At 61.6% G+C, this 19,959-nt stretch carries 18 protein-coding genes; 12 read left to right on the top strand and 6 right to left on the bottom strand.

Features of this window, described 5'->3' with window-relative positions; genetic code table 11:
- Window positions 1–25: 25 nt before the first annotated feature.
- Together AAE029_RS29790 and AAE029_RS29785 are read left to right on the top strand one after the other, a co-directional pair.
- Window positions 26–1,384, top strand: a complete 1,359-nt coding sequence (locus AAE029_RS29790; protein WP_371076533.1) for a glutamine synthetase family protein — start codon at window positions 26–28, stop codon at window positions 1,382–1,384.
- A 30-nt stretch (window positions 1,385–1,414) separates the two neighbouring features.
- Complete coding sequence (locus AAE029_RS29785; RefSeq protein ID WP_371076532.1) at window positions 1,415–2,047, top strand: cysteine hydrolase family protein; 633 nt, start codon at window positions 1,415–1,417, stop codon at window positions 2,045–2,047.
- 385 nt (window positions 2,048–2,432) lie between these two features.
- Here the strand turns inward: AAE029_RS29785 and AAE029_RS29780 are convergent, their stop codons facing one another.
- A complete protein-coding gene (locus AAE029_RS29780; protein WP_371076531.1) occupies window positions 2,433–3,260 on the bottom strand; it encodes an oxidoreductase in 828 nt (275 codons plus the stop codon).
- 101 nt (window positions 3,261–3,361) lie between these two features.
- On the opposite strand from AAE029_RS29780, the gene AAE029_RS29775 reads away from it, so the two are divergent.
- The 3 genes from AAE029_RS29775 to AAE029_RS29765 all read left to right on the top strand — a co-directional run bounded on the left by AAE029_RS29775 (window position 3,362) and on the right by AAE029_RS29765 (window position 6,452).
- Window positions 3,362–4,294 carry an AraC family transcriptional regulator N-terminal domain-containing protein gene (locus AAE029_RS29775; protein WP_371076530.1) on the top strand — a complete coding sequence of 311 codons (933 nt, stop codon included), beginning with the start codon at window positions 3,362–3,364 and terminating at the stop codon, window positions 4,292–4,294.
- Window positions 4,295–4,472: 178 nt separating this feature from the next.
- Complete coding sequence (locus AAE029_RS29770; protein WP_371076529.1) at window positions 4,473–5,147, top strand: HAD family hydrolase; 675 nt, start codon at window positions 4,473–4,475, stop codon at window positions 5,145–5,147.
- Window positions 5,148–6,452, top strand: a complete 1,305-nt coding sequence (locus AAE029_RS29765) for a DUF3422 domain-containing protein (RefSeq protein ID WP_371076528.1) — start codon at window positions 5,148–5,150, stop codon at window positions 6,450–6,452.
- 413 nt (window positions 6,453–6,865) lie between these two features.
- Here AAE029_RS29765 and AAE029_RS29760 read toward each other — a convergent pair whose 3' ends face one another.
- The 5 genes from AAE029_RS29760 to AAE029_RS29740 form a co-directional block, all read right to left on the bottom strand.
- Window positions 6,866–8,044 carry a M20 aminoacylase family protein gene (locus AAE029_RS29760; RefSeq protein WP_371076527.1) on the bottom strand — a complete coding sequence of 393 codons (1,179 nt, stop codon included), beginning with the start codon at window positions 8,042–8,044 and terminating at the stop codon, window positions 6,866–6,868.
- Window positions 8,045–8,132: 88 nt separating this feature from the next.
- Window positions 8,133–8,912 (bottom strand): amino acid ABC transporter ATP-binding protein, encoded by a 780-nt coding sequence (locus AAE029_RS29755; RefSeq protein WP_371076526.1) that lies wholly within the window; start codon window positions 8,910–8,912, stop codon window positions 8,133–8,135.
- Window positions 8,909–9,871 (bottom strand): amino acid ABC transporter permease, encoded by a 963-nt coding sequence (locus AAE029_RS29750; protein ID WP_371076525.1) that lies wholly within the window; start codon window positions 9,869–9,871, stop codon window positions 8,909–8,911. Before AAE029_RS29750 ends, AAE029_RS29755 begins: the two co-directional genes overlap by 4 nt.
- Window positions 9,868–10,758 carry an ABC transporter substrate-binding protein gene (locus AAE029_RS29745; RefSeq protein WP_371076524.1) on the bottom strand — a complete coding sequence of 297 codons (891 nt, stop codon included), beginning with the start codon at window positions 10,756–10,758 and terminating at the stop codon, window positions 9,868–9,870. The genes AAE029_RS29750 and AAE029_RS29745 overlap by 4 nt, the downstream gene beginning before the upstream one ends.
- Before the next feature lie 52 nt (window positions 10,759–10,810).
- Entirely contained in the window at window positions 10,811–11,776 is a 966-nt protein-coding gene (locus tag AAE029_RS29740; RefSeq protein ID WP_371076523.1) for a nitrate ABC transporter substrate-binding protein, read from the bottom strand.
- A gap of 105 nt (window positions 11,777–11,881) precedes the next feature.
- Here AAE029_RS29740 and AAE029_RS29735 point away from each other — a divergent pair, with 105 nt between their 5' ends.
- The 7 genes from AAE029_RS29735 to dhaL all read left to right on the top strand — a co-directional run bounded on the left by AAE029_RS29735 (window position 11,882) and on the right by dhaL (window position 19,837).
- Entirely contained in the window at window positions 11,882–13,210 is a 1,329-nt protein-coding gene (locus tag AAE029_RS29735) for a PLP-dependent aminotransferase family protein (RefSeq protein WP_371076522.1), read from the top strand.
- 397 nt (window positions 13,211–13,607) lie between these two features.
- Window positions 13,608–15,086, top strand: coding sequence for a sugar ABC transporter ATP-binding protein (locus tag AAE029_RS29730; protein ID WP_371076521.1), 1,479 nt, complete (start codon window positions 13,608–13,610; stop codon window positions 15,084–15,086).
- 61 nt (window positions 15,087–15,147) lie between these two features.
- On the top strand, window positions 15,148–16,131 hold the full coding sequence (locus AAE029_RS29725; RefSeq protein WP_371076629.1) for an ABC transporter permease: 984 nt from the start codon (window positions 15,148–15,150) through the stop codon (window positions 16,129–16,131).
- Window positions 16,132–16,235: 104 nt separating this feature from the next.
- Complete coding sequence (locus AAE029_RS29720; protein WP_371076520.1) at window positions 16,236–17,222, top strand: substrate-binding domain-containing protein; 987 nt, start codon at window positions 16,236–16,238, stop codon at window positions 17,220–17,222.
- A 162-nt stretch (window positions 17,223–17,384) separates the two neighbouring features.
- The gene (locus tag AAE029_RS29715) at window positions 17,385–18,155 is read left to right on the top strand and encodes an SDR family oxidoreductase (protein ID WP_371076519.1); all 771 of its coding nucleotides are present in this window, start codon (window positions 17,385–17,387) and stop codon (window positions 18,153–18,155) included.
- 22 nt (window positions 18,156–18,177) lie between these two features.
- Window positions 18,178–19,170 carry a dihydroxyacetone kinase subunit DhaK gene (locus AAE029_RS29710; RefSeq protein WP_371076518.1) on the top strand — a complete coding sequence of 331 codons (993 nt, stop codon included), beginning with the start codon at window positions 18,178–18,180 and terminating at the stop codon, window positions 19,168–19,170.
- 10 nt (window positions 19,171–19,180) lie between these two features.
- Window positions 19,181–19,837, top strand: a complete 657-nt coding sequence (gene dhaL / locus AAE029_RS29705; protein ID WP_371076517.1) for a dihydroxyacetone kinase subunit DhaL — start codon at window positions 19,181–19,183, stop codon at window positions 19,835–19,837.
- The last annotated feature ends 122 nt before the right edge of the window (window positions 19,838–19,959 follow it).

Below are 19,959 nucleotides of genomic sequence, written 5' to 3'. Positions count from 1 at the left end.
CCTTTCAACTCGCGGGCGGCGGAAAATGACGATCACAGCTGACGAAACGACGGAAACCACTGATCCCGTCGGGGAGCTGATGGCTACCCTGCGGGAAATGGACATCGAATATCTGCGCTTCGAACTGCCTGACATGCACGGCGTTTCGCGGTCAAAGACAGTACCGATCGACAAGGTCGAAGCCTATGCCAGGCACGGTCTGAACCTTTATGGCGGTGTGCTCGGGCTCGACACCTCCTCCAACGTGGTGCCGGCAAGCGGGCTGCACAAGGAAGTCAACTTCGCCGACCAGTCACTGTTTCCGGATCCGGATTCGCTGCGTGTCATTCCCTGGCTGGAGAAGACGGCGAGCGTGGTATGTCTCGGCTATTGGGAAGACGGCACGCCGCAGCGCGCCGCTCCGCGCTGGGTGCTTGCCGAGCTGATCCGGAAAGCCAACGCGCTCGGCTACGATGTCATGATGGGGCACGAATACGAGTATTACCTGCTTTCCGCAGAAACCCGGCGGCCCCTTTTTGACGGCATTCACATTTTCCATACGGTGCGCAATCAATACGCCCCCTTTCTCGACCAGCTCGTGCCGACGCTGAGGGCCTACGGGATCGACATCATCACCCATAATGCCGAATATGCCGGCTCTCAGTTCGAGACCAATTACGGGCCGGGAATGAACATGGGATCGGTCGACAAGGCCTTCGCCTTCAAGAACGGGATGAAGGAACTCGCCCATCGCAACGGCCTGATCGCGAGCTTCATGGCCAAACCCTTCGCAGGCCAGTCCGGAAGCGGCTGCCATCTGCACATAAGCCTCTGGAACCGCAAGACGGGCACGAACGCATTTCTCGATGCCGCAGCACCAGATGGGCTTTCAGGCGTCGCTCACTCCTTCATCGAGGGCGTGCTCAGCCATGCTCCGGCCCTGATGCCGCTCGCCAATCCGACACCCAACTGCTACCACCGGGTGAAGCCCTATACTTTCGCGCCGTCCAACATCAGCTGGGGGTTCCAGGATCGCTCGGCGATGGTGCGGGTCAAGGCGACCCGCGATGACCGCACCCACATCGAGATGCGCTGCGGCTCGGCCTCGAGCAATCCCTATCTGCTTGCCTCCGCCGTGCTTGCGGCCGGGCTGCTGGGTCTGGAGCGGGACGCCAAGCTGCGCGACCAGTCCCGGGAAACGACGAGCGAGGACAATCCGGCTCTCGCAAAGTTTCCGCAGACGCTCGATGCAGCACTCGACGCGCTTGATCGCGACGAGGCATTCAAGGGGGCGCTCGGAGCCGATTTCGTGCACGTCTTCAACGCGGTGAAACGCTTCGAGCTCGGCCGCTTCCACAGCCATGTCACGGATTGGGAACTCAACGAATACCTCGAACTCTACTAAGACATTCACGGAAGCTCAGAAGGACAAATCATGATGGCCGCATTCGATCCCCTGCGCCTCAAGCGCGACAAGGCGCTGGACCCGGCAGTCACCGCAATCCTGATCGTGGATGCGCAACAGGGTGAAGTCTCCGAGAAGCAGCGGGTCGAGCATCCCGACTATTGGAACGCGGTCCACGAGCGCGCACTGCCGGCCATGAAGCGGCTGATCGACGGAGCACGGGCCCGAGGCTGCGAGATCATCTATACCGTGATCGAGGCCCTGACGAAGGACGGGCGTGACCGTTCGCTCGACCACAAGCTCTCGGGCATTCTTTTTGCACGCGGCTCCGAAGAGGCGAAGGTGATACCGATGGTCGCGCCCGCGGCTGATGACATCGTTCTGCCGAAGACCTCGTCCGGGGTCTTCAACTCGACCAATATCGACTACGTGCTGCGCAATCTCGGCGTGGAGAATGTCATCGTGGCCGGCTTTCTTACCGACCAGTGCGTCGACATGGCGGTACGCGACGGCGCGGACCGCGGCTTCTACATGGTCTGCGCGGCCGATGCCTGCGCGACCTATTCGGCGGATCGGCACGAGACGGCGCTCAAGGCTTTCGGCGGCTATTGCCGCGTGCAGACGGTCGATGAAGCGCTGGCCTCGATCGTCCGGCCAGGCTGATGAATCATCGGCAATTTCTGCTGCATTGCGGCGTATTGCCTCTTGATAATGTTGCGCCGCAATGCCATCTCCCGGGTGCAAGCGGTTCATCTCCTCCCGAACCGCTTTGCCCGACTGGCAACGCCTCCTCCTCTCAGTTGTCAGTCACCCTCAGAGCCCGGTGCACCTCCTCCCGCACCGGGCTTTTTACGGTCTGGTTTCGCTGGCCCATCTTAGTGCGATAGGGTCAAGAGGTGCCCCCGGACCGCCCAGGCAGGGGCTCGCAAACCCACGAGGACCATCATCGCCATCGCGGCCAAGATAGGCTGCCGTCGCCGTGTCTCGAAGACGATCGCGACCTGTATAATCGGACCACGGCGGCTTAGGGGCCTGGAGCGGCGTTGCTTCAGCCATCCGTGGAAATGGTCATTGACTTCCACTGGTCGATCTCTTCCTGAAGTCGGCGAATCCTGTCCGAGACGAGCGAGAGGGCATCGCTGCCGAGGAGGAGCTGTGGCGGAGGATCATCGGAATCAACCAGCTTCAGCACGGCAGCCGCCAATTTGTCGGGGTCGCCAAGCTGCTTGCCGCTCTTGGCCTGCCTTGCCTGGCGGATCGGATCAAACAGAGCGTCGTAGTCGCTGATCGAGCGTTCGGTCCTGACCATCGAGCGCCCGGCCCAGTCCGTCCTGAAGGAACCGGGGCAGACCGCGGTGACGTGGACGCCGAACGGTGTCATCTCCGAACGCATGACCTCCGATATAGCCTGTAACGCGAACTTGCTGCCGCAGTAGTACGCGATGCCCGGCATCGTGATCATTCCGCCCATGGAGGTGACGTTGACGATAAAACCGCGACGTCTCTCCCGGAAGTACGGAAGGAAGGCTTTGGCGACGGCGACAGCGCCGAAGACGTTTACGTCAAACTGGCGTCGCATCTCTTCCAGCGCGGATTCCTCAAGAATGCCCTCGTGCCCGTAGCCGGCGTTGTTGACCAGGACGTCGACCGGACCATGCTCTTCCTCGACCTGTCGAATGACGTCAGGAATACGGTCAAACTCCGTGACGTCGCACAGGACGGAATGTACTCGCGGCAGGGATTCGGCCAGAGCTGAGCAAGACACTTCCGATCGGACGGCGCCGACGACTTTGTGACCCTGCCGGTCGGCCGCTTTGGCGATTGCAAGACCAAAGCCGGAATTCGCGCCTGTGATGAAAAAGGTCTTGTGAGACATTGTGTGTTCGTTTCTCTGCTTGATTGATCGATGTCTTTGCCAGATAATCTGATCGCTCGCAGCCATCGATCTCAAAATCTATGAATGTTTTGCCAAATCCTATGAAGTCGACAGCCGAACGGCGTGCCCCCGCGGAAATCGTGGAACTGGCTGGGCTGCTGGCCCCGAGGCAGGGCTACAACTCCACGGGCCTCGACGGCGTCCGCATACTACGGACGGAGGCCGTCCTTCATGATGTCCCCGTTCTCTACAAGCCGGGTGCCGTCTTCGTCTTGCAGGGAAGCAAACGCGGCATTCTCGACGGTGGAGTCTTCCTCTACGACGAGGAGCACTATCTTGCCGTTTCGGTGCCCGTTCCTTTCCGGATGGAATCCGTCGCCAGTCCGGAGAAACCTCTGCTTGCGGTCTATGTCGACTTCGACATGGGGTTGGCCGCCGAGATCGCCGCGGAGGTCGAGAGACGATGTCCCGAACTTGCGGCGAGCAAGGTGAAAAGTCTCGTGTCCAGCAAAACAGATCCCGAGATCGAGGACGTGGTGCTCCGTCTGCTGCGAACCCTTCGCAGTCCTGTCGAGACTGCAATCCTTGGGCCAAATATCCTGCGGGAGCTGCATTACCGGGTCATGGTCGGCCCGCAGGGCGGCGCGATGATTGCGGCGTTGCAGCAGAAGGGTACCTCGGGCAGAATCCTGCAAAGCCTCGCCAGACTGCGGGAAGCGTATAGCTCCGAGATTTCGATCGCGGACCTGGCTTGCGAGGCGGGCATGAGCGTGCCGTCGTACCACGCTCACTTCAAGGCGCTGACGGGAAGCAGCCCGATGCAGTACGTGAAATCCATGCGGCTCCACGAGGCTCGGCTGATGATAGCGCGCCAGGACAAGACAATCGCGGAGGTGGCGACCGCCGTGGGCTATGTCAGCCCGGCGCAATTCAGCCGCGATTTCCGACGGCACTTCCGGCGCACCGCGTCCGCTGAGGCAAAATGGGTGCGACAGCATCTCGGAGAGCTCGCCGGTTTATCTTATCAGCAGTGACCGCGTTTGGCGGATATTCGCATATTTGGCGCATAGCCGACTTACGTCCTTTCCGTGCCGCCTCTTGCAAGATAGGGACGCCTGCCGACCTTCCTGGCGCCGTGACTTGAACAGGCCGGTCCGGCCTCTAGCTTCAGCTTGAGTCAATGCTAAAACCCGCCGACCGGAGACGTTCCCAATGCGCATCGAAACGGCTTTTCTGTTCGATCTCGACGGCACCCTCGTCGACAGTGTCTATCAGCACGTGCTGGCCTGGAAGGAAGCGCTCGATGCGGAAGGCATTGACCTGTCGGTCTGGCGCATCCATCGCAAGATCGGCATGAGCGGCGGCCTGTTCACCAACCAGTTGCTCAGGGAAACCGGATTGGAGATCAGCGAGGAGCGGATCGAGCGCCTGCGGCAGGCTCACACCGCAGCATATCGCAGGCTCGGAGCGCAGATCCGTCCGCTGCCAGGCGCGCGGGAGCTTTTCGCGTGGCTCGCCGATGCGGCGATCCCGTTTGCAATCGCTACGAGCGGGCGCATGGAGACGGCCTCGGTGAACATCGCCGCACTCGGCGTCGATCCTCAGAAGGTGCCTGTTATTACCCGCGATCAGGTCAAATATGCCAAGCCGGACCCCGACCTCTTCCTGGCGGCCGCGCATACGCTCGGCGTCCCCATTGACAGGGCGGTCGTTGTCGGCGACAGCATATGGGACATGCTTGCCGCCACCCGCTGCCGGGCGTTGGGTGTCGGACTCCTCAGCGGAGGATACGGGCAGGAGGAACTGAGGCATGCCGGGGCGATCCGTGTCTACGAGGATCCCGCGGACCTGCTCGTTCACATCGACGAGGTCGGAGGCAGACGTTAGGTGCAAGGGCACAAGGTCGATCAATACAGGGCTGCCGCGGGTGCCTCATCCCGATTTTCCTTTCCTCCGGCCGAGAACCGTTCTCTCGCACTTGGCGAAATTCACGCCCGGCCCTTCGTTCCGCTTTCTTCGCCGCGCGTCATTCTGCAGCTCTCCTTCCTGATGGAAGCCGGACAGACGAGCCATCATGAAGTGATCGAGGAGATGGCGCGATCACAGGGTGTCACCGTTCCCGACCGGGATGCCCGGCACTGCGCGATCCCTTGGGGCAACGGGACGGTCAGATGGGAGAAGCATACGGAATTTTCCACATGGTTCTGGGACGGACCGGCGACGGAGGCATTCGGCGATCCGGTTCCCGTTCATCCCTTCGGCGGCGGTTTCCACCCGCCCGGACACCTGATCTCCGGCGCGCGTCTCGAAATACGGCCAGACGGGCCGCAGACACAGCGGGCCTTTGCATTGTTCGACAAGGCAAGCCTCTGTCATAGCATGATCTGGGACGGAACGGCCGAGGTTGCGACGGATTTTCGCCAGGACGGCGACGGCCTGACGCGGATGCTGCTGATCGACCGTGGCCTCAGCGATCTCGGCAGAGGCGCGGTCGTGCAATGCCTGCTTGACATCGAGACCTATCGCACGCTCGCGATGCTCGCACTTCCGCTTGCCCAGGCTCTCTCCCCGGAAATCAGGCGGATCGAAGAAAGTCTCGGCACCGTCACACAGCGAATGAAGGCACTGGTGAGCGACACCGCCGACGACACGCTCACGGAAATCACCAGGCTCGCGGCCGAGCTCGAGGCGAATGCCGCCCTGTCGCTCTACCGCTTCGGAGCCAGCAAGGCCTATGATTCGATTGTCGGCGAACGGATCGCGTCGCTCAACGAACGACCGATCGGAAACGAGACGCTCGGGACGTTCCTCGAAAGACGGCTTGCTCCCGCCATGCGCACCTGCACCTCCGTCGAGGAGCGGCAGGAAAATCTCTCCCGCAGGCTGTCGCGGACGACAGAGCTTTTGAGAAGCTGGGTCGATGTCGGTCTGGCGCGCCAGAACACAGCGCTGCTGGCGTCCATGGACAGGCGCGCGAAACTGCAGCTTCGACTGCAGCAGACGGTCGAAAGCCTCTCGGTCGCGGCAATCTCCTATTATATCATCGGCTTGCTCGGCTATGCCGCCAAGGGCCTCGATCACAGCTTTGCCGAACCGGTCTCGACCGTCGTGATAGGGGTGGCCGTGCCTGTTGTCGTGGTTTGCGTGTGGTTGTTTGTTCGACGCGTTCGCCGGCGGCATTCGGATGAGTAGGGGTGAGCTTGCGGGTTGTCCGTGTTGATGCGCGGGATGGCCGGCGCGATGTAAGGGAAGGGGCTTTTACAGGACAAACCCGTCATGCCTCCTCTCGATGGTCGTTGTCTGGCGCAGGCGCCTCCCCAACTTCCCTCTTCCCTGTGCTTGTCACAGGGATCCAGCCGCCGTGCGTCTGCACGGCGAGGGACTCTTTCATACCGATTGCCTGAAGCCCCATCGTCCGTCCCGCTTCAATCAAGAGGGTTACATCTACCTCCTCGTCTCGAAAAAGTGAGTCATTCGCGCCGTGGACACGGCGCGGCTGGATCCCTGTGACGAGCACAGGGATGAGGAGGGAGGGGAGCCTTCCGCCCCAGACAACTGGCTTCGAAATGCGGGCTGTCAGGAAATACGGGCGGCTGGACCTTCGATCAACCCAGATATCTTTCCGTCAGCCGAGCCCACATGGCGGCGCCGGCCGTCAGGCTTTCGTCTGCGAAGTCGTATTTGGCGCTGTGGAGGATTGCCGAATTCAGGCCGTTGCCGAGGCGCAGGAAGCTGCCGGGCTTGTGCTCCAGGAAGTAGGCGAAGTCCTCGCTGCCGGGGATCAGCGGGCAGGTGGAGACCTTCTCGGCGCCGACGAGTTCCTCGGCGATGCTGCGGGCGAATTCGGTTTCCTTTTCGGAATTGACGACGACGGGATAGCCGTGGACATAGTCGATTTCGACGCTCGCGCCGTAGCCCTCCACGACCGAGCCCGTCAGCTTTCGGATACGCGTCTCCAGAAGCTCGCGCACCTTCGGCTCGAACGAGCGGACGCTGAGCAGCAGCTTCGCGGTTTCGGGAATGACGTTCGCTGCTTCGCCGGCGTGAATGGCGCCGACCGTCACCACCGCCGTCTGCGTCGGGTCGATGCTGCGCGAGACGATCGATTGCAGGGCGACAACGAGATTGCAGGCAACCACGATTGGATCGACCGTCAGATGCGGCCGTGAAGCATGGCCGCCTTTGCCCTTGATCGTGATTTCGACCGTGTCGGATGCCGCCATCAGCGGCCCCGAGCGCATGAGCCATGTACCCTCGGGGGCGCCCGGATGATTGTGCAAGCCGAAGATCGCGTCGATCGGGAAACGCTCGAAGAGGCCGTCGGCGATCATCGCCTGGGCGCCACTTTCTACACCTGCCTCTTCGGCGGGCTGGAAGATCAGATTGACGGTGCCGCTGAAGCGCCGCGTGCGGGCGAGATATTCGGCAGCACCGAGCAGCATCGTCGTGTGCCCGTCATGGCCGCAGGCGTGCATCTTGCCGGGTGACCGGCTGGCATAGGGCAGGCCGGTCTGTTCCGCGATCGGAAGAGCGTCCATGTCGGCGCGGATGGCGATGCTCCTGGTTCCGGCACCGACCTTGAGGCGGGCAACGATCCCGTGGCCGCCGATATTGCGGAATACCTCATAGCCCCAAGCTTCCAGCTTTTCGGCCACGAAGCGCGCGGTCTCGGCCTCCTCGAAGGACAGTTCCGGATTGGCGTGAAGATGCCGCCGTATGCCGACGAGCTCGGCCTTGTTCGCTTCGAAATCTGTCAGACGGGCAAAATCGTTGTCGAGGGGCATGGTAGTTCAATCTTTCGCATGGGAGGACAGCGCCTGCATGGGCAGGCACCCGCCGTCACTCTAAGAAATCATCGGAATGGCCGTCGCGCTAGATGACGCGCGACAGGAAACTTCTGGTGCGTTGACGCTGCGGATTGGCGAGCACATCTTCGGGCTTTCCCTGCTCGACCACCTTGCCGCCGTCCATGAAGACGACGCGGTCGGCCGCCTCGCGGGCGAAGCCTATCTCGTGCGTGACGACGATCATCGTCAGTCCCTGGCTGGCGAGATCGCGCATCGTGGCAAGCACCTCGCCGACGAGTTCCGGATCGAGCGCGGAGGTCGGCTCGTCGAACAGCATCAGCTTCGGTTTGATCGCCAGTGCACGGGCAATGGCGACGCGCTGCTGCTGACCGCCGGAAAGCTGGCGCGGGTAGCTGTCGGCCTTCTCCGAGAGGCCGACGCGTTCGAGCAGCATCAGGGCGTTTTCGGTTGCGGCCTTGCGGCTTTCGCCATGGATGCCGACAGGCGCCTCGATGATGTTCTGCAGCGCCGTCATGTGCGGATAGAGATTGAACTGCTGGAAGACCATGCCGATCTTTCGCCGCTGCAGAGCAATGGCATGGTTCGACAGCTTCTCCAGCCGGCCTTTGTGAAAGCGATAGCCGATCTGTTCGCCGTCCACCTCGATCGAACCCCGATTGATGGATTCCAGATGATTGATGCAGCGCAGGAAGGTCGATTTTCCCGAGCCGGAGGGCCCGAGGATGACCACGACTTCACCCGGGGCGACATCGAGGTCGATGCCTTTCAGCACTTCGAGGTGCTCGAAAGACTTGTGCACGTTTCTGGCCCGCACCAGCGGGGAGACGTCAGCGATCGCGTTCAATGGCTTGCCTCCTGTGCCGCGACCGGAGCCGGCGTCGCCGTGCCGGTCGCGAGGGTTTCTTTCGCTGGCTTGGGGGCGCCCAGCCGGCGGTCACCGCGGCTGTAATAGCGTTCAATGTAGCTCTGGCCGACATTGAGGACAGAGGTGATGAGAAGATACCAGATCACCGCGACAAGCAGCATCGGTATGACTTCGAAGGTGCGGTTGTAGATCGACTGGACGGAATAGAGCAGGTCCGCCATGGCGATCACGCTGACGAGCGACGTCGCCTTGATCATGCTGATCAGCTGGTTGCCGGTCGGCGGCACGATCGAGCGCATGGCCTGGGGAATGATGATGCGGCGTAGTGCCCGGGCCCGGGTCATCCCGAAGGCTTCCGCGGTCTCCGCCTGACCTCTATCGACGGAAAGCAGGCCGCCGCGGATGATCTCCGCCATATAGGCCGACTCGTTGAGCGCCAGGCCGGCGATCGCGGCCGTCATCGGGCTGATGACCGAGTTGGTGTCCCAGCTGACGAAAGTCGGTCCGAAGGGGATGCCGATCGATATCTCCGGGAAGAGGGTCGAGAGATTGTACCAGAAGATCAGCTGCACGAGCAGCGGCGTGCCGCGGAAAAACCAGATGAAGAGGCCCGACAAGGAGCGCGCCAGACCGTCCTTCGACATTCTGGCGATGGCAAGCAGCAGGCCGAGCGCGATGCCGATTATCATCGCGATGACGGTCAAGCCGAGGGAGACGTAAAGGCCGCTGATGACGGTCGGATCGAAGAAATATTGCGCAACGACCGGCCAGCCGAAGTTTTCGTTGTGAGCGACGATCCAGGCGAACCAGGCGGCGATCAAGAGTGTAATCGTCCAAGCCGAGAGGCGACCGGCCGGGAACGGCTTATGCGCGTTCACAACGTCGCGCGGGTCCGCACCGCGGGATGGCGGTGCGTTTCTGATAGCTTCCGTGCTCATTTCGGCAACGTCCCGCCGAGATTGATGCCCGGCTCCTTGAGCATGTTGTTCTCAAGACCCCACTTCTTCATGATCGTGGCGTAGGTGCCGTTTTCCATCAGAAGCTTCATGGCGTCGCTGAGGACCGGTCCGAGAGGCGAACCCTTCGGTACGACGGCGCCCTGATAGAGATTTTCGAAACCGTTCTTCTGGCCGACGCCGGTCAATTCCAGCTGGCCGTTCGCCTGGGATACGAAATAGGTGAGCGGCGCCTGCGAGGAGAAGAAGGCATCCGACCGCTTGGAGCGGACCGCGAGGATCGAGCTCGGCTGGTCGGTGAAGGACTGCACTTCGACCGCATCCTTGCCGTCGGTCTTGCACTTTTCAGCCTGCACCTTGATGACCTTCTCTGCCGAGCCGCCGGCCATGACGGCGATACGCTGGCCGCAGGCCGTGTCGAGCGAGGTGATTCCCTTGGGGTTGCCCTTCTGAACGGCGAAGACGACGTATTCCTGAACCCAGTCGACGAAGTCGTTCGCCTCTTCGCGGCTCTTGAAATCGCCGACCGGACCGAAGGCAAACTGATAGCGGCCGGAATTGATGCCGGCGAGCAGGGCGGGCAGGCCGCCGACCGTCTCGTGCTCGATCTTCACGCCAAGAACCTGGCTGAGCGCGTCGGTCAGATCGGCGCTTGCGCCGGTCATCTCCGTACCGGTAACGATCTCATAGGGCGGGAAGGAGCCGTTGTTGACGGAGATCATCTTGCCGGCTGTCTTGATCTCCTCCGGCAGCTTGGCGCGCAGCTCCTCGTTCACGGACAGCTTCGGAAGGCCCGCATCCTGCGCGATGGCGGCGCTCGTCATCAGCATGCTTGCGAGTGCGAGGCAGGCGATTTTCTGTGATAGCATGTCTAGTTCCCTTTTTTGGTTTGATTGATTGGGTCAGAGGTTCAGATAACGATCAAATCCGGCTGCCGTCCGTATCAAAGGCAAAGAGCTCCTCCGGCGTCAGCAGCCGTGGAAGAATGCCCTGCTCGTGCAGTTCGAGGGCGAAATCGCCGATCATCGTCCGGTTGGCCTCGAAGCCGCTTGCGTCCCAGCCCGTCGGAAGATCGGCAGCCTTCAAAAGCTCGTCGAGCATCCAGGGGGTTGTATCGGCATACTTACGGCGCTTGGCCAGCCAGACACGCTGGGATTCGTCGATCAGGGAGCTTAACTCCGCGATGACCCAGGGGTTCCGCTCGACGATCTCGGCCTTCAATCCGATCAGATGCATGCCGGGGACATAACCGACGGCTTCGAAATATCGACGCTCGGCGCTGCGGAAATCGGACAAAACCTGGCGGAAGGGCGAGTTTTTCTCGAAATAGCCGTCCGGCATGAACGGCGTGAAGATTGCGTCGAGCTCGCCTTCCTTCAGAAGGTCCACCATCGGCCGCTCGCCGGGAGCGGCCTCGATCCGTCCGGGGCGGCCGAAGCCGTCGAGACGATCGGTGATCGGGTGCGCCGAAGTCAGCCGGCCGGCATACCACATGGCGTCCTCGACGCCGACGCCCTCATGGCGAAGTGCGGCTCTCGTCCAGGTGTTGCCGGAATCGCGCCAGCCGGTCACGCCGATGCGTTTGCCCGCCAGATGCTTCAGCTCCGTGATGGAGCTGTTCCTCATGGTGATGACGCAGCGGTGACGAAAGCCGCGCATGATGAAATTCGGAATGCCGACGACGCTCTCGTCGCCATCGATGCGAAGCTGGGTGTAGCGGCTGAAAGACATTTCCGCCGCGTCATAGGCATCGCTCTTGCCGACATGGGAAATCAGTGTGCCGACCCGGTCGACCTTGATGTCGAGCCTCGGGGAGGACACGTCGCCGAGCACCAGCGGCGTCATGTAATCCCAATCGCGAAGGGCAAGGCGAAGTGTCAGGGGCATCGGCATTTCACTTTCAGAAGAAGTCTTGTTTTCGATCTGGATAAATGTTCAATTTGGTTCGATCAAATGTTATTATGTTATTGAACATTAAAATGTGGCGTGGAAATGAGCGAAACCAGAGACGCAAAGTGGTTTGCTGAAAAAATAAGCGACAAGACCATTCGTGGAATTGCCTTGGAAACCAGCGCCTTGATCCGCGCCGGCGCTCTGCCCGTCGGCACCAAGCTGCCGCCGATCCGGGACCTCGCCTTTGCGCTGGGGATCAGCCCGGCGACGCTCTCTGAGGCCTGGAGCGAGTTGCGTCGCCAGAAGATCATCAGCGGGCGAGGGCGCAACGGCACCTGGGTCAGCGGCGACCGGTTCGTCGCCAAGCCGGAGCGACTGGCGAGCTCGGGGCATTACGGGGAGGGCGTGCTCGATCTCACCCGCGCGGTACCTGACGTCAGCCTGCTGCCGAAGCTTGCGACGGCGATGGCCTATGGCGCGTCCGCGGAGAACCTCAACAGCTACGAGCGAAGCCGCATTCTGCCGGAACTGGAAGCTGCCGCAAGGCAGAGCTGGCCATGCGAGCCGGAGGCGTTTCTCGCCACGAATGGCGGCTATAACGCGGTCTACACGCTCATGCATGCGCTGGTCATGCCGGGAGCGTCGGTCGCAATCGAGGATCCGACGGGCATGCGGCTGCTCGATATTCTCGAAGATCGCGGCGTGCGCATCCTTCCCGTCCAATGCGATGCCGAGGGGCCATTGCCCGACTCGTTACGGGAGGCCATGAAAAACAGGCCGGCCGCCTTCGTGTTCCAGCCCCGCCTGCATTCCGTGACGGGCCAGAGCGTGAGTGCCGGCCGCATGGAGGTGCTTGCGGATATTCTGCGCGACACCGACACGCTGATCGTCGAGGACGATGGAATTGCCGATCTCTCGACCGCGCCGCGGCATTCGCTCGGAGGGCAATTTCCCGACCGTGTGATCCATATTCTCTCCTATTCGAAGACGCTCGGACCGGATCTTCGCCTCGCTGTGCTCTCGAGCTCGCGGGCGATCGTCGACCAGATCCAGTCCTATCGCAGCTTCAGCGCGGGCTGGACCAGCCGTATCCTGCAGTCGGCGGCCGCCTGGCTGCTGCGCGATCCGGGAACGGATGAGGCGTTGCGGCATGCGCGGTCGGTCTACCAGACGCGTCGGGACAATCTGATCTCCGCCTTGCATGAGCGAGGTGTCGAAGCGGCGTCCGGAAGCGGGCTTTGCGCCTGGATCCCGGTTTCGTCGGAGCCGTTCGCGATGGTGACCATGGCGGCGAGGGGCATCGCCGTTCATCCGGGGGCAAAGTTCTCGGTCCTGCCGAGCCAGCATCTTCGCGTGGCGACCGGCAATTTGTCGGACCGCTGCGACGAGGTGGCCGATGGCATCGCGCTTGCTGCGGTGAGTGATTAAACGGAGGCCAGTCTCGTTGAGAGGCAGGATGCAGTGCTCTATTCCCTCACGCGACCGGGGAGTTTGCCCCCTTTTGCCTTCTCAAACTCTGTCATCCTCGCCCTTGAGGCGAGCATCCATCTCCACGGCCTGCTTGCGCGTGGATCCTCGGGTCGGTGCCCGAGGATGACGGAGTGTGGGTAAGCGCTGACGGCAAGCGAAGCTCTCTGCAACTGGCGTATCCTGCAGGACTCCTTTCGCCGTGCCGACGCACGGCGGCTGGATTGCTGAGATCGCGTCTTGACATTTGTCGAGTCTACATTGAATAATGTCAGCATCGACGTGGAAGCGGAGGTCGCTCCAGTCGAGAAGGCGCTCGCCATAGGGGTCGCCGAATGCGCAAGCGGAGGAAATCAGGGTGGAGTTTCTGCTGGAGGTAGAAGGGCTAGAGAAGTCCTTCGGCGGCGTCGCAGCCTTGCGCAACGGCCGCTTTCAGCTTCGCGCCGGCTCGGTTCATGCACTCTGCGGCGGCAATGGTGCGGGCAAATCGACCTTTCTCAAGATCCTGATGGGGATCCACAAGCGCGACGCGGGCTCGATCCGCCGCCGCGGCATGGACGTGGAATTTTCGGGCCCCGCTGATGCGTTGGCCTCGGGCATTGCCATCATCGAGCAGGAGCTCAGCCCCGTTCCGCACATGACTGTGGCCGAAAACATCTATCTTGGTCGCGAGCCTTCGGCCCGTTTCGGCGGGATCGATTTCCGCGCGATGAACCGCGCCGCGCAGAAGCTGCTGGACAGTCTCGAATTCGATATCCGCGCCACGCAATACATGATGAACCTCTCGGTTGCGCAGATGCAGCTTGTCGAGATCGCCAAGGCGCTGAGCCATGACGCGGAGGTCATCTTCATGGATGAACCGACGTCTGCGATCGGCGAGCGGGAGGCGCAGCAGCTCTTTGCCGCGATCCGGCGGCTGCAGGCGCAGGGGCGCGGCATCGTCTATGTTTCCCACCGTTTGTCGGAAATCTTCCAGATCGCCGATTCCTATACGGTCTTTCGCGACGGCGCCTATGTCGGCAGCGGAGCGCTTGCTGAAGTCGACCGGCGGGGACTGATCCGCATGATCGTCGGCCGCGAATTGTCGGAGGAATATATCAAGACCAACACGCCGACGTCGGAAACCGGTCTCGATGTGGCGGCGCTGAGCTGCCCGAACAAGATCGAGGACATCTCCTTTTCCGCGCGCAAGGGCGAGATCTTCGGCATTTACGGCCTGATGGGCTCGGGGAGGACGGAGATCTTCAACTGCCTCTTCGGGCTCGACAAGCCTTCGGCGGGAAGCATTACGGTCGACGGCGCCAGGGTCTCCATTTCCAAGCCGTCGGATGCGATGCGCCATGGGCTGGCGCTGGTCACGGAAGACCGCAAGCAGACCGGTCTCAATCTTTCGGACTCCGTGCGTGCGAATATCTGCATGGCGAGCCTGCCGGAAATGAGCCCCGTCTTCGCCATGGACCGGGGGCGGGAGGCGGAGGCAAGCCGGCGCATGCGCGAGCAGTTCCATATCAAGGCCGCGCGCGACAGCATGCCGGTTTCGGGTCTTTCCGGCGGAAACCAGCAGAAGGTCGTGCTCGGAAAATGGTTCCTTCGCAATCCGAAGGTGCTGCTGCTCGACGAGCCGACCCGCGGCGTCGACGTCGGCGCCAAGCGTGAAATCTACCGCATCATCTGCGACTTCGCCGCCTCCGGCGGCACGGTCGTGATGATCTCGTCCGAAATCGATGAAGTTCTCGGCATGTCGGATCGCATCATGGTGATGCGATCAGGCAGGAGTGCGGGAATCTACAGCCGGGAGGAAACGGATGCCCAATCACTCGTCCACCTATCGACCTGAACAGGGCCAAGGCGTTCGTCCGGCGAAAGAGGAGCCAGTTGTGTCAGTGAGCGACAGTAAAATGACGGGCCGTTGGTTCGGCTCGGAGCAGCGTCGGTTGCTGCTTCAGGAATATGGCATCTTTCTCGCCTTCCTGATCTTGGTCGTGATCCTCTCGGTCTCCAACGAATTCTTCCTGACGGCGGGCAACATCTCCAACGTGCTCCTGCAGACGTCGATCAACGGCGTGCTTGCGATCGGCATGACCTTCGTCATCCTGACGCGCGGCATCGACCTCTCGGTCGGTTCGGTCGTGGCCCTTGCCGGCATCGTCAGCGCCAGTTTCGCGACGACCTCGACGACCGCCGGAATTGTCGGATCGCCCTATCCGGTCGTGGTCGGTCTCGTCATCGGCGTGCTCGTCGGGATCGCCTGTGGTGCGGTGTCCGGCGTCATCGTCTCGCGCTTCTCGGTGCCGGCCTTCGTCGTGACGCTCGGCATGCTTTCGGCGGCGCGTGGCCTGACGCTGATCTATGGCGGCGGCCGTCCGGTTCCCGCACTCACGCCTGCCTTTCGCTGGATCGGGACGGGCGACATCTTCGGCATACCGGCCCCGGTCGTCGTGCTCGTCGTGGTGTTCGCCGTCTCCTGGTGGATCCTCAACCGGACCCGGTTCGGCCGCTATATCTATGCCGTCGGCGGCAATCCGCATGCGGCAAGGACCTCGGGCATCAATACGAGCCGCATACAGTTCACCGTCTATGTCATCTCCGGCGGTCTTGCCGGTCTCGCAGGCATGCTGCTCAGCGCCCGCACGGGTTCCGCGCTGCCGCAGGCCGGCATTGCCTATGAGCTCGATGCGATCGCGGCTGTCGTCATCGGCGGAACGAGCCTCTCCGGAGGCGTCGGCCGGGTGACGGGAACGCTGATCGGCGCCCTGATCATCGGTGTCATGAACAACGGTCTCGATCTGATGGGCATCCAATCCTACTACCAGCAGGTTCTGAAGGGGGCGCTGATCGTCGGCGCGGTCATGCTCGACCAGAAGAGAAATTTCGGGGCCTGACGCCTGAGCGCTTAAAGGCCCCTTCCAGTATCGGACCGGCACCACGCTTGTCCGTCAAAGGCGAACCATGTTGGTCGCCAAAATCTAAAGTGGAGGAAATGAAGGTGAAAAAACTTTTGATTGCGCTCGCTTCGGCGACCGCGCTGCTTGCCTCGTCGGCAATGGCGCAGGAAAAGATCAAGATCGGGGCGGCGCCCTACGGCCTGAACGCGGAGTTCATGCAGATCTGGACGGCAGCGCTCCAGGATCATCCGGCCGTCAAGAGCGGCGAAGTCGAGCTCACGGTTTTCGATGGCCGCTATGACGCCCTGGTCCAGCAGGATCAGTTCAAGACGATGATCACCCAGAAATACAACGCCATCATCTTCGCGCCGATCGACGTCGATGCGGGTGCGGCAGCCGTGCAATCGGCAGTCGATGCCGGCATTCCTGTCATCGGCTCCAACACGCGCGTCAATTCCGACCAACTGACCTCCTATGTCGGCTCTGATGATACGATCTCCGGCTACATGGAAGCCAAGGCCGTGCTCGACAAGATCGGCTGCAAGGGCAACGTGGTCATTCTCGAAGGACCGGTCGGCCAGTCGGCGCAGATTTCGCGTCTGGAAGGCAACAAGAAGGCGCTTGCCGAGTGCCCTGGCGTCAAGGTCCTCGAAGATCAGACGGCAAACTGGTCGCGGGCCGAAGCCCAGACGCTGATGGAAAACTGGCTGACGTCGCATCCGAACCAGATCAACGGCGTGATCGGCCAGAACGATGAAATGGCGCTTGGCGCGATCGAGGCGATCAAGGCGGCCGGTCTCGACGTGAAGAGCTTTGCTATTGCCGGTATCGACGGGGTCACGGATGCGCTGCACGCCGTCAAGAACGGCGACATGACCTCCATCCTCCAGGATGCGCGGGCGCAGGCCCAGGGCGCGCTCGACCTTGCCATCTTCCATGCCAAGAAGGGCGACTACAAGCCGGAGTCCGATATCTGGACGACCTACAAGGATATGCCCTGGAACGACGGCAAGGATAAGAACTACAATGTGCCGTGGACGCCGGTGACGGCTGACAACGTCGACCAGCTCCTTGCGACACGCAAATGATCCAGCCCTGGGGTGGGCTTACTGCATGTTTCCTTAAATCGGAGCCGATTTAAGGATAAAAACATGCAGCAATTCAAAGTGCTGCAGCGACCTTTGTGCGTCTTATAAGACGCACGGCGCTGTAGAGCCCACCCCACCTTCTGACAGGCCGAGAAGAGAACCATGACTGATTCAAAACAGATTGATCTGAGTTTTTCGCTGGGCGGCAAGGTCGCTCTGGTCACCGGCGGTGCCTCCGGCATCGGCAGCGCCATCGCATCGGCATTGGCGGCCAAAGGCGCCGTCGTCGGCGTGATCGATATCAATGAATCGGTCGCACGATCGAAGGCCGACGAGCTCGGCAGCGGCGCGAAATCCTTCGTCTGCGACGTCTCGAATGCGCAATCCGTCCAAAGTGTCGTCGCCTCGGCAGAGGCGGCTTTCGGGCATATCGATATCGTCGTCAACAGCGCAGGCGTGGCCATGCTCGCGCCTGCCGAAGACCTTGACCTTAATGCCTGGGACAAGACGATCGATATCAATCTCAAGGGAACATTCCTTGTTTCGCAGGCCGCCGGGCGCGCAATGATCAAAGCCGGCAAAGGCGGCAAGATCATCAACATGGCGTCGCAGGCCGGCACCGTCGCCATCGACCAGCACGTTGCCTATTGCGCCTCGAAATTCGGCGTCATCGGCCTTTCCAAGACGCTCGCGGCCGAATGGGGGAAGTACGGCATCACCGTCAATACGATTTCCCCGACGGTGGTTCTGACCGATCTCGGCAGGAAGGCCTGGGACAATCCGCGCGGAGAGGCGCTGAAGCAGCGCATTCCGGTCGGCCGTTTTGCCTTCCCGGAAGAGATCGCAGCCGCGGCGGTGTTCCTGGCATCGAACGGTGCGGATATGATCAACGGCGCCGACCTGCTGGTCGACGGCGGCTATACTATTATCTGACCGGCGGAGGACAGGAGAAACAATGCAGCGCTTCATCAACAATCCGGACGAGGTCGTCGAAGATACGGTCAAGGGCTTCGTCAAGGCGCATGCGGATATCGTCAGGCTTGGCGGCAATCCCCGCGTGATCGTCGCCCGCGATGCGCCGGTCCGCGGCAAGGTCGGCATCATTACTGGCGGCGGTTCGGGCCACGAGCCGGCCTTTATCGGTTACACCGGACGCAACATGTTGGACGCTGTGGCCGTCGGCGAGCTCTTCTCGTCGCCGACCGCAAAGAGCTTCTTCGACGCGGCGCGGGCAGCGGACGGCGGCAAGGGCGTCGTCTGCCTCTACGGCAACTATGCCGGCGACAACATGAACGTGAAGATGGCGATCAAGCTTGCCGCCAAGGAGGGCATCACCATTGCGACCGTCATCGCCAATGACGACGTCTGCTCCGCCGGACCCGATGAACGCGAGAAGCGCCGCGGCGTTGCCGGCGAGATCTTCATGTGGAAGATCGCCGGTGCGAAAGCCGCTGAAGGAGCTGGTCTCGAGGACGTCCAGGCGACCGCGCAAAAGGCCATCGACAACTGCCGCTCCATCGGCATCGGCCTGGGTCCCTGCACGCTGCCTGCCGTCGGGCATCCCAATTTCTCGATCGAGCCGGGGACCATGGAAGTCGGCATCGGTCATCACGGCGAGCCGGGTGTGCGGATCGAACCGCTGAAGCCGGCGGCCGAAATTGCTCAGGAGATGGTCAAGATCGTTCTCGACGATCATGATCTGGCGAGTGGAACCGAAGTCGCGGTTCTCGTCTCCGGCCTCGGCGCAACGCCCGTCAACGAGCTCTACATTCTCAACGATACGATCGAGCAGGAAATCACCGGACGCGGGCTGAAAATCTACAAGACCTATATCGGTAACTACTTCACCTCGCTGGACATGGTGGGCGCGACGCTTACCGTGATGGCTCTCGACGAGGAACTGAAGACGCTGCTGGAGGTCGAGGTCCAGTGCCCGGCGGCGCTTTAAGGGGAACGCGATGCAGCAATTTCGAAATGCCTCCTCCGGCGACATCGTCCTTTCGCTCGCCGACAGGATCATCGAGAACCGCGCCTATCTCAGCGAGATCGATGGCAAGATCGGCGACGGCGACCATGGGGTCAACATGGCCAAGGGCTTTGGCATGGCTGCGGAGAGGATCAAGGGCAGCGACATGTCGCTGGCTGCGGCCCTCGATACGCTGGGCACGGTGCTGATGACCGAAATCGGCGGCTCCATGGGACCGCTCTATGGCGTCATGTTCACCCAGTTCGCCGAGACCATCGAAAAATCGCAGTCGATCGACGCTGAAACTTTCGGTGCCATGCTGAAGAACGGCCTTGAGGGCATTGAGGCAATCGGCTCGGCGAAGGTCGGCGACAAGACGCTGCTCGATACGCTCGTGCCGGCGATCGACGCGTTCAAGGAGGCCAATGCCGAGGGGAAATCCTTTTCCGAAGCCCTGGATGCGCTGGTGGTTGCCGCCGAAAAAGGCCGGGACAGCACGAAGGACCTCGTTGCAAAGATCGGACGGGCGAGCCGGCTCGGCGAGCGCTCGCTCGGCGTCCTCGATGCGGGCGCCACATCCTGTGCCTTGATCCTGAAAGCACTGGCGCTCGGCGCCAAGGAGAAATTGCAGCCGTCCATGTCGGTCTAGGTTCCGGCTCCTCCCGAGCGCTGGCTTCCGGCTGAATTCGCAGCCGGAAGCCGGGTTGGCAGCGAACTACTGCATGTTTCCTTAAATCGGAGCCGATTTAAGGATAAAAACATGCAGCAATT

Origin of the sequence: Sinorhizobium sp. CB7, from assembly GCF_041357635.1 — a bacterium.
Taxonomy (GTDB): Bacteria; Pseudomonadota; Alphaproteobacteria; order Rhizobiales; family Rhizobiaceae; genus Rhizobium.
The sequence above is the reverse complement of the archived record's forward strand: the minus strand, read 5'-3'. Positions and strand labels throughout refer to the sequence as shown.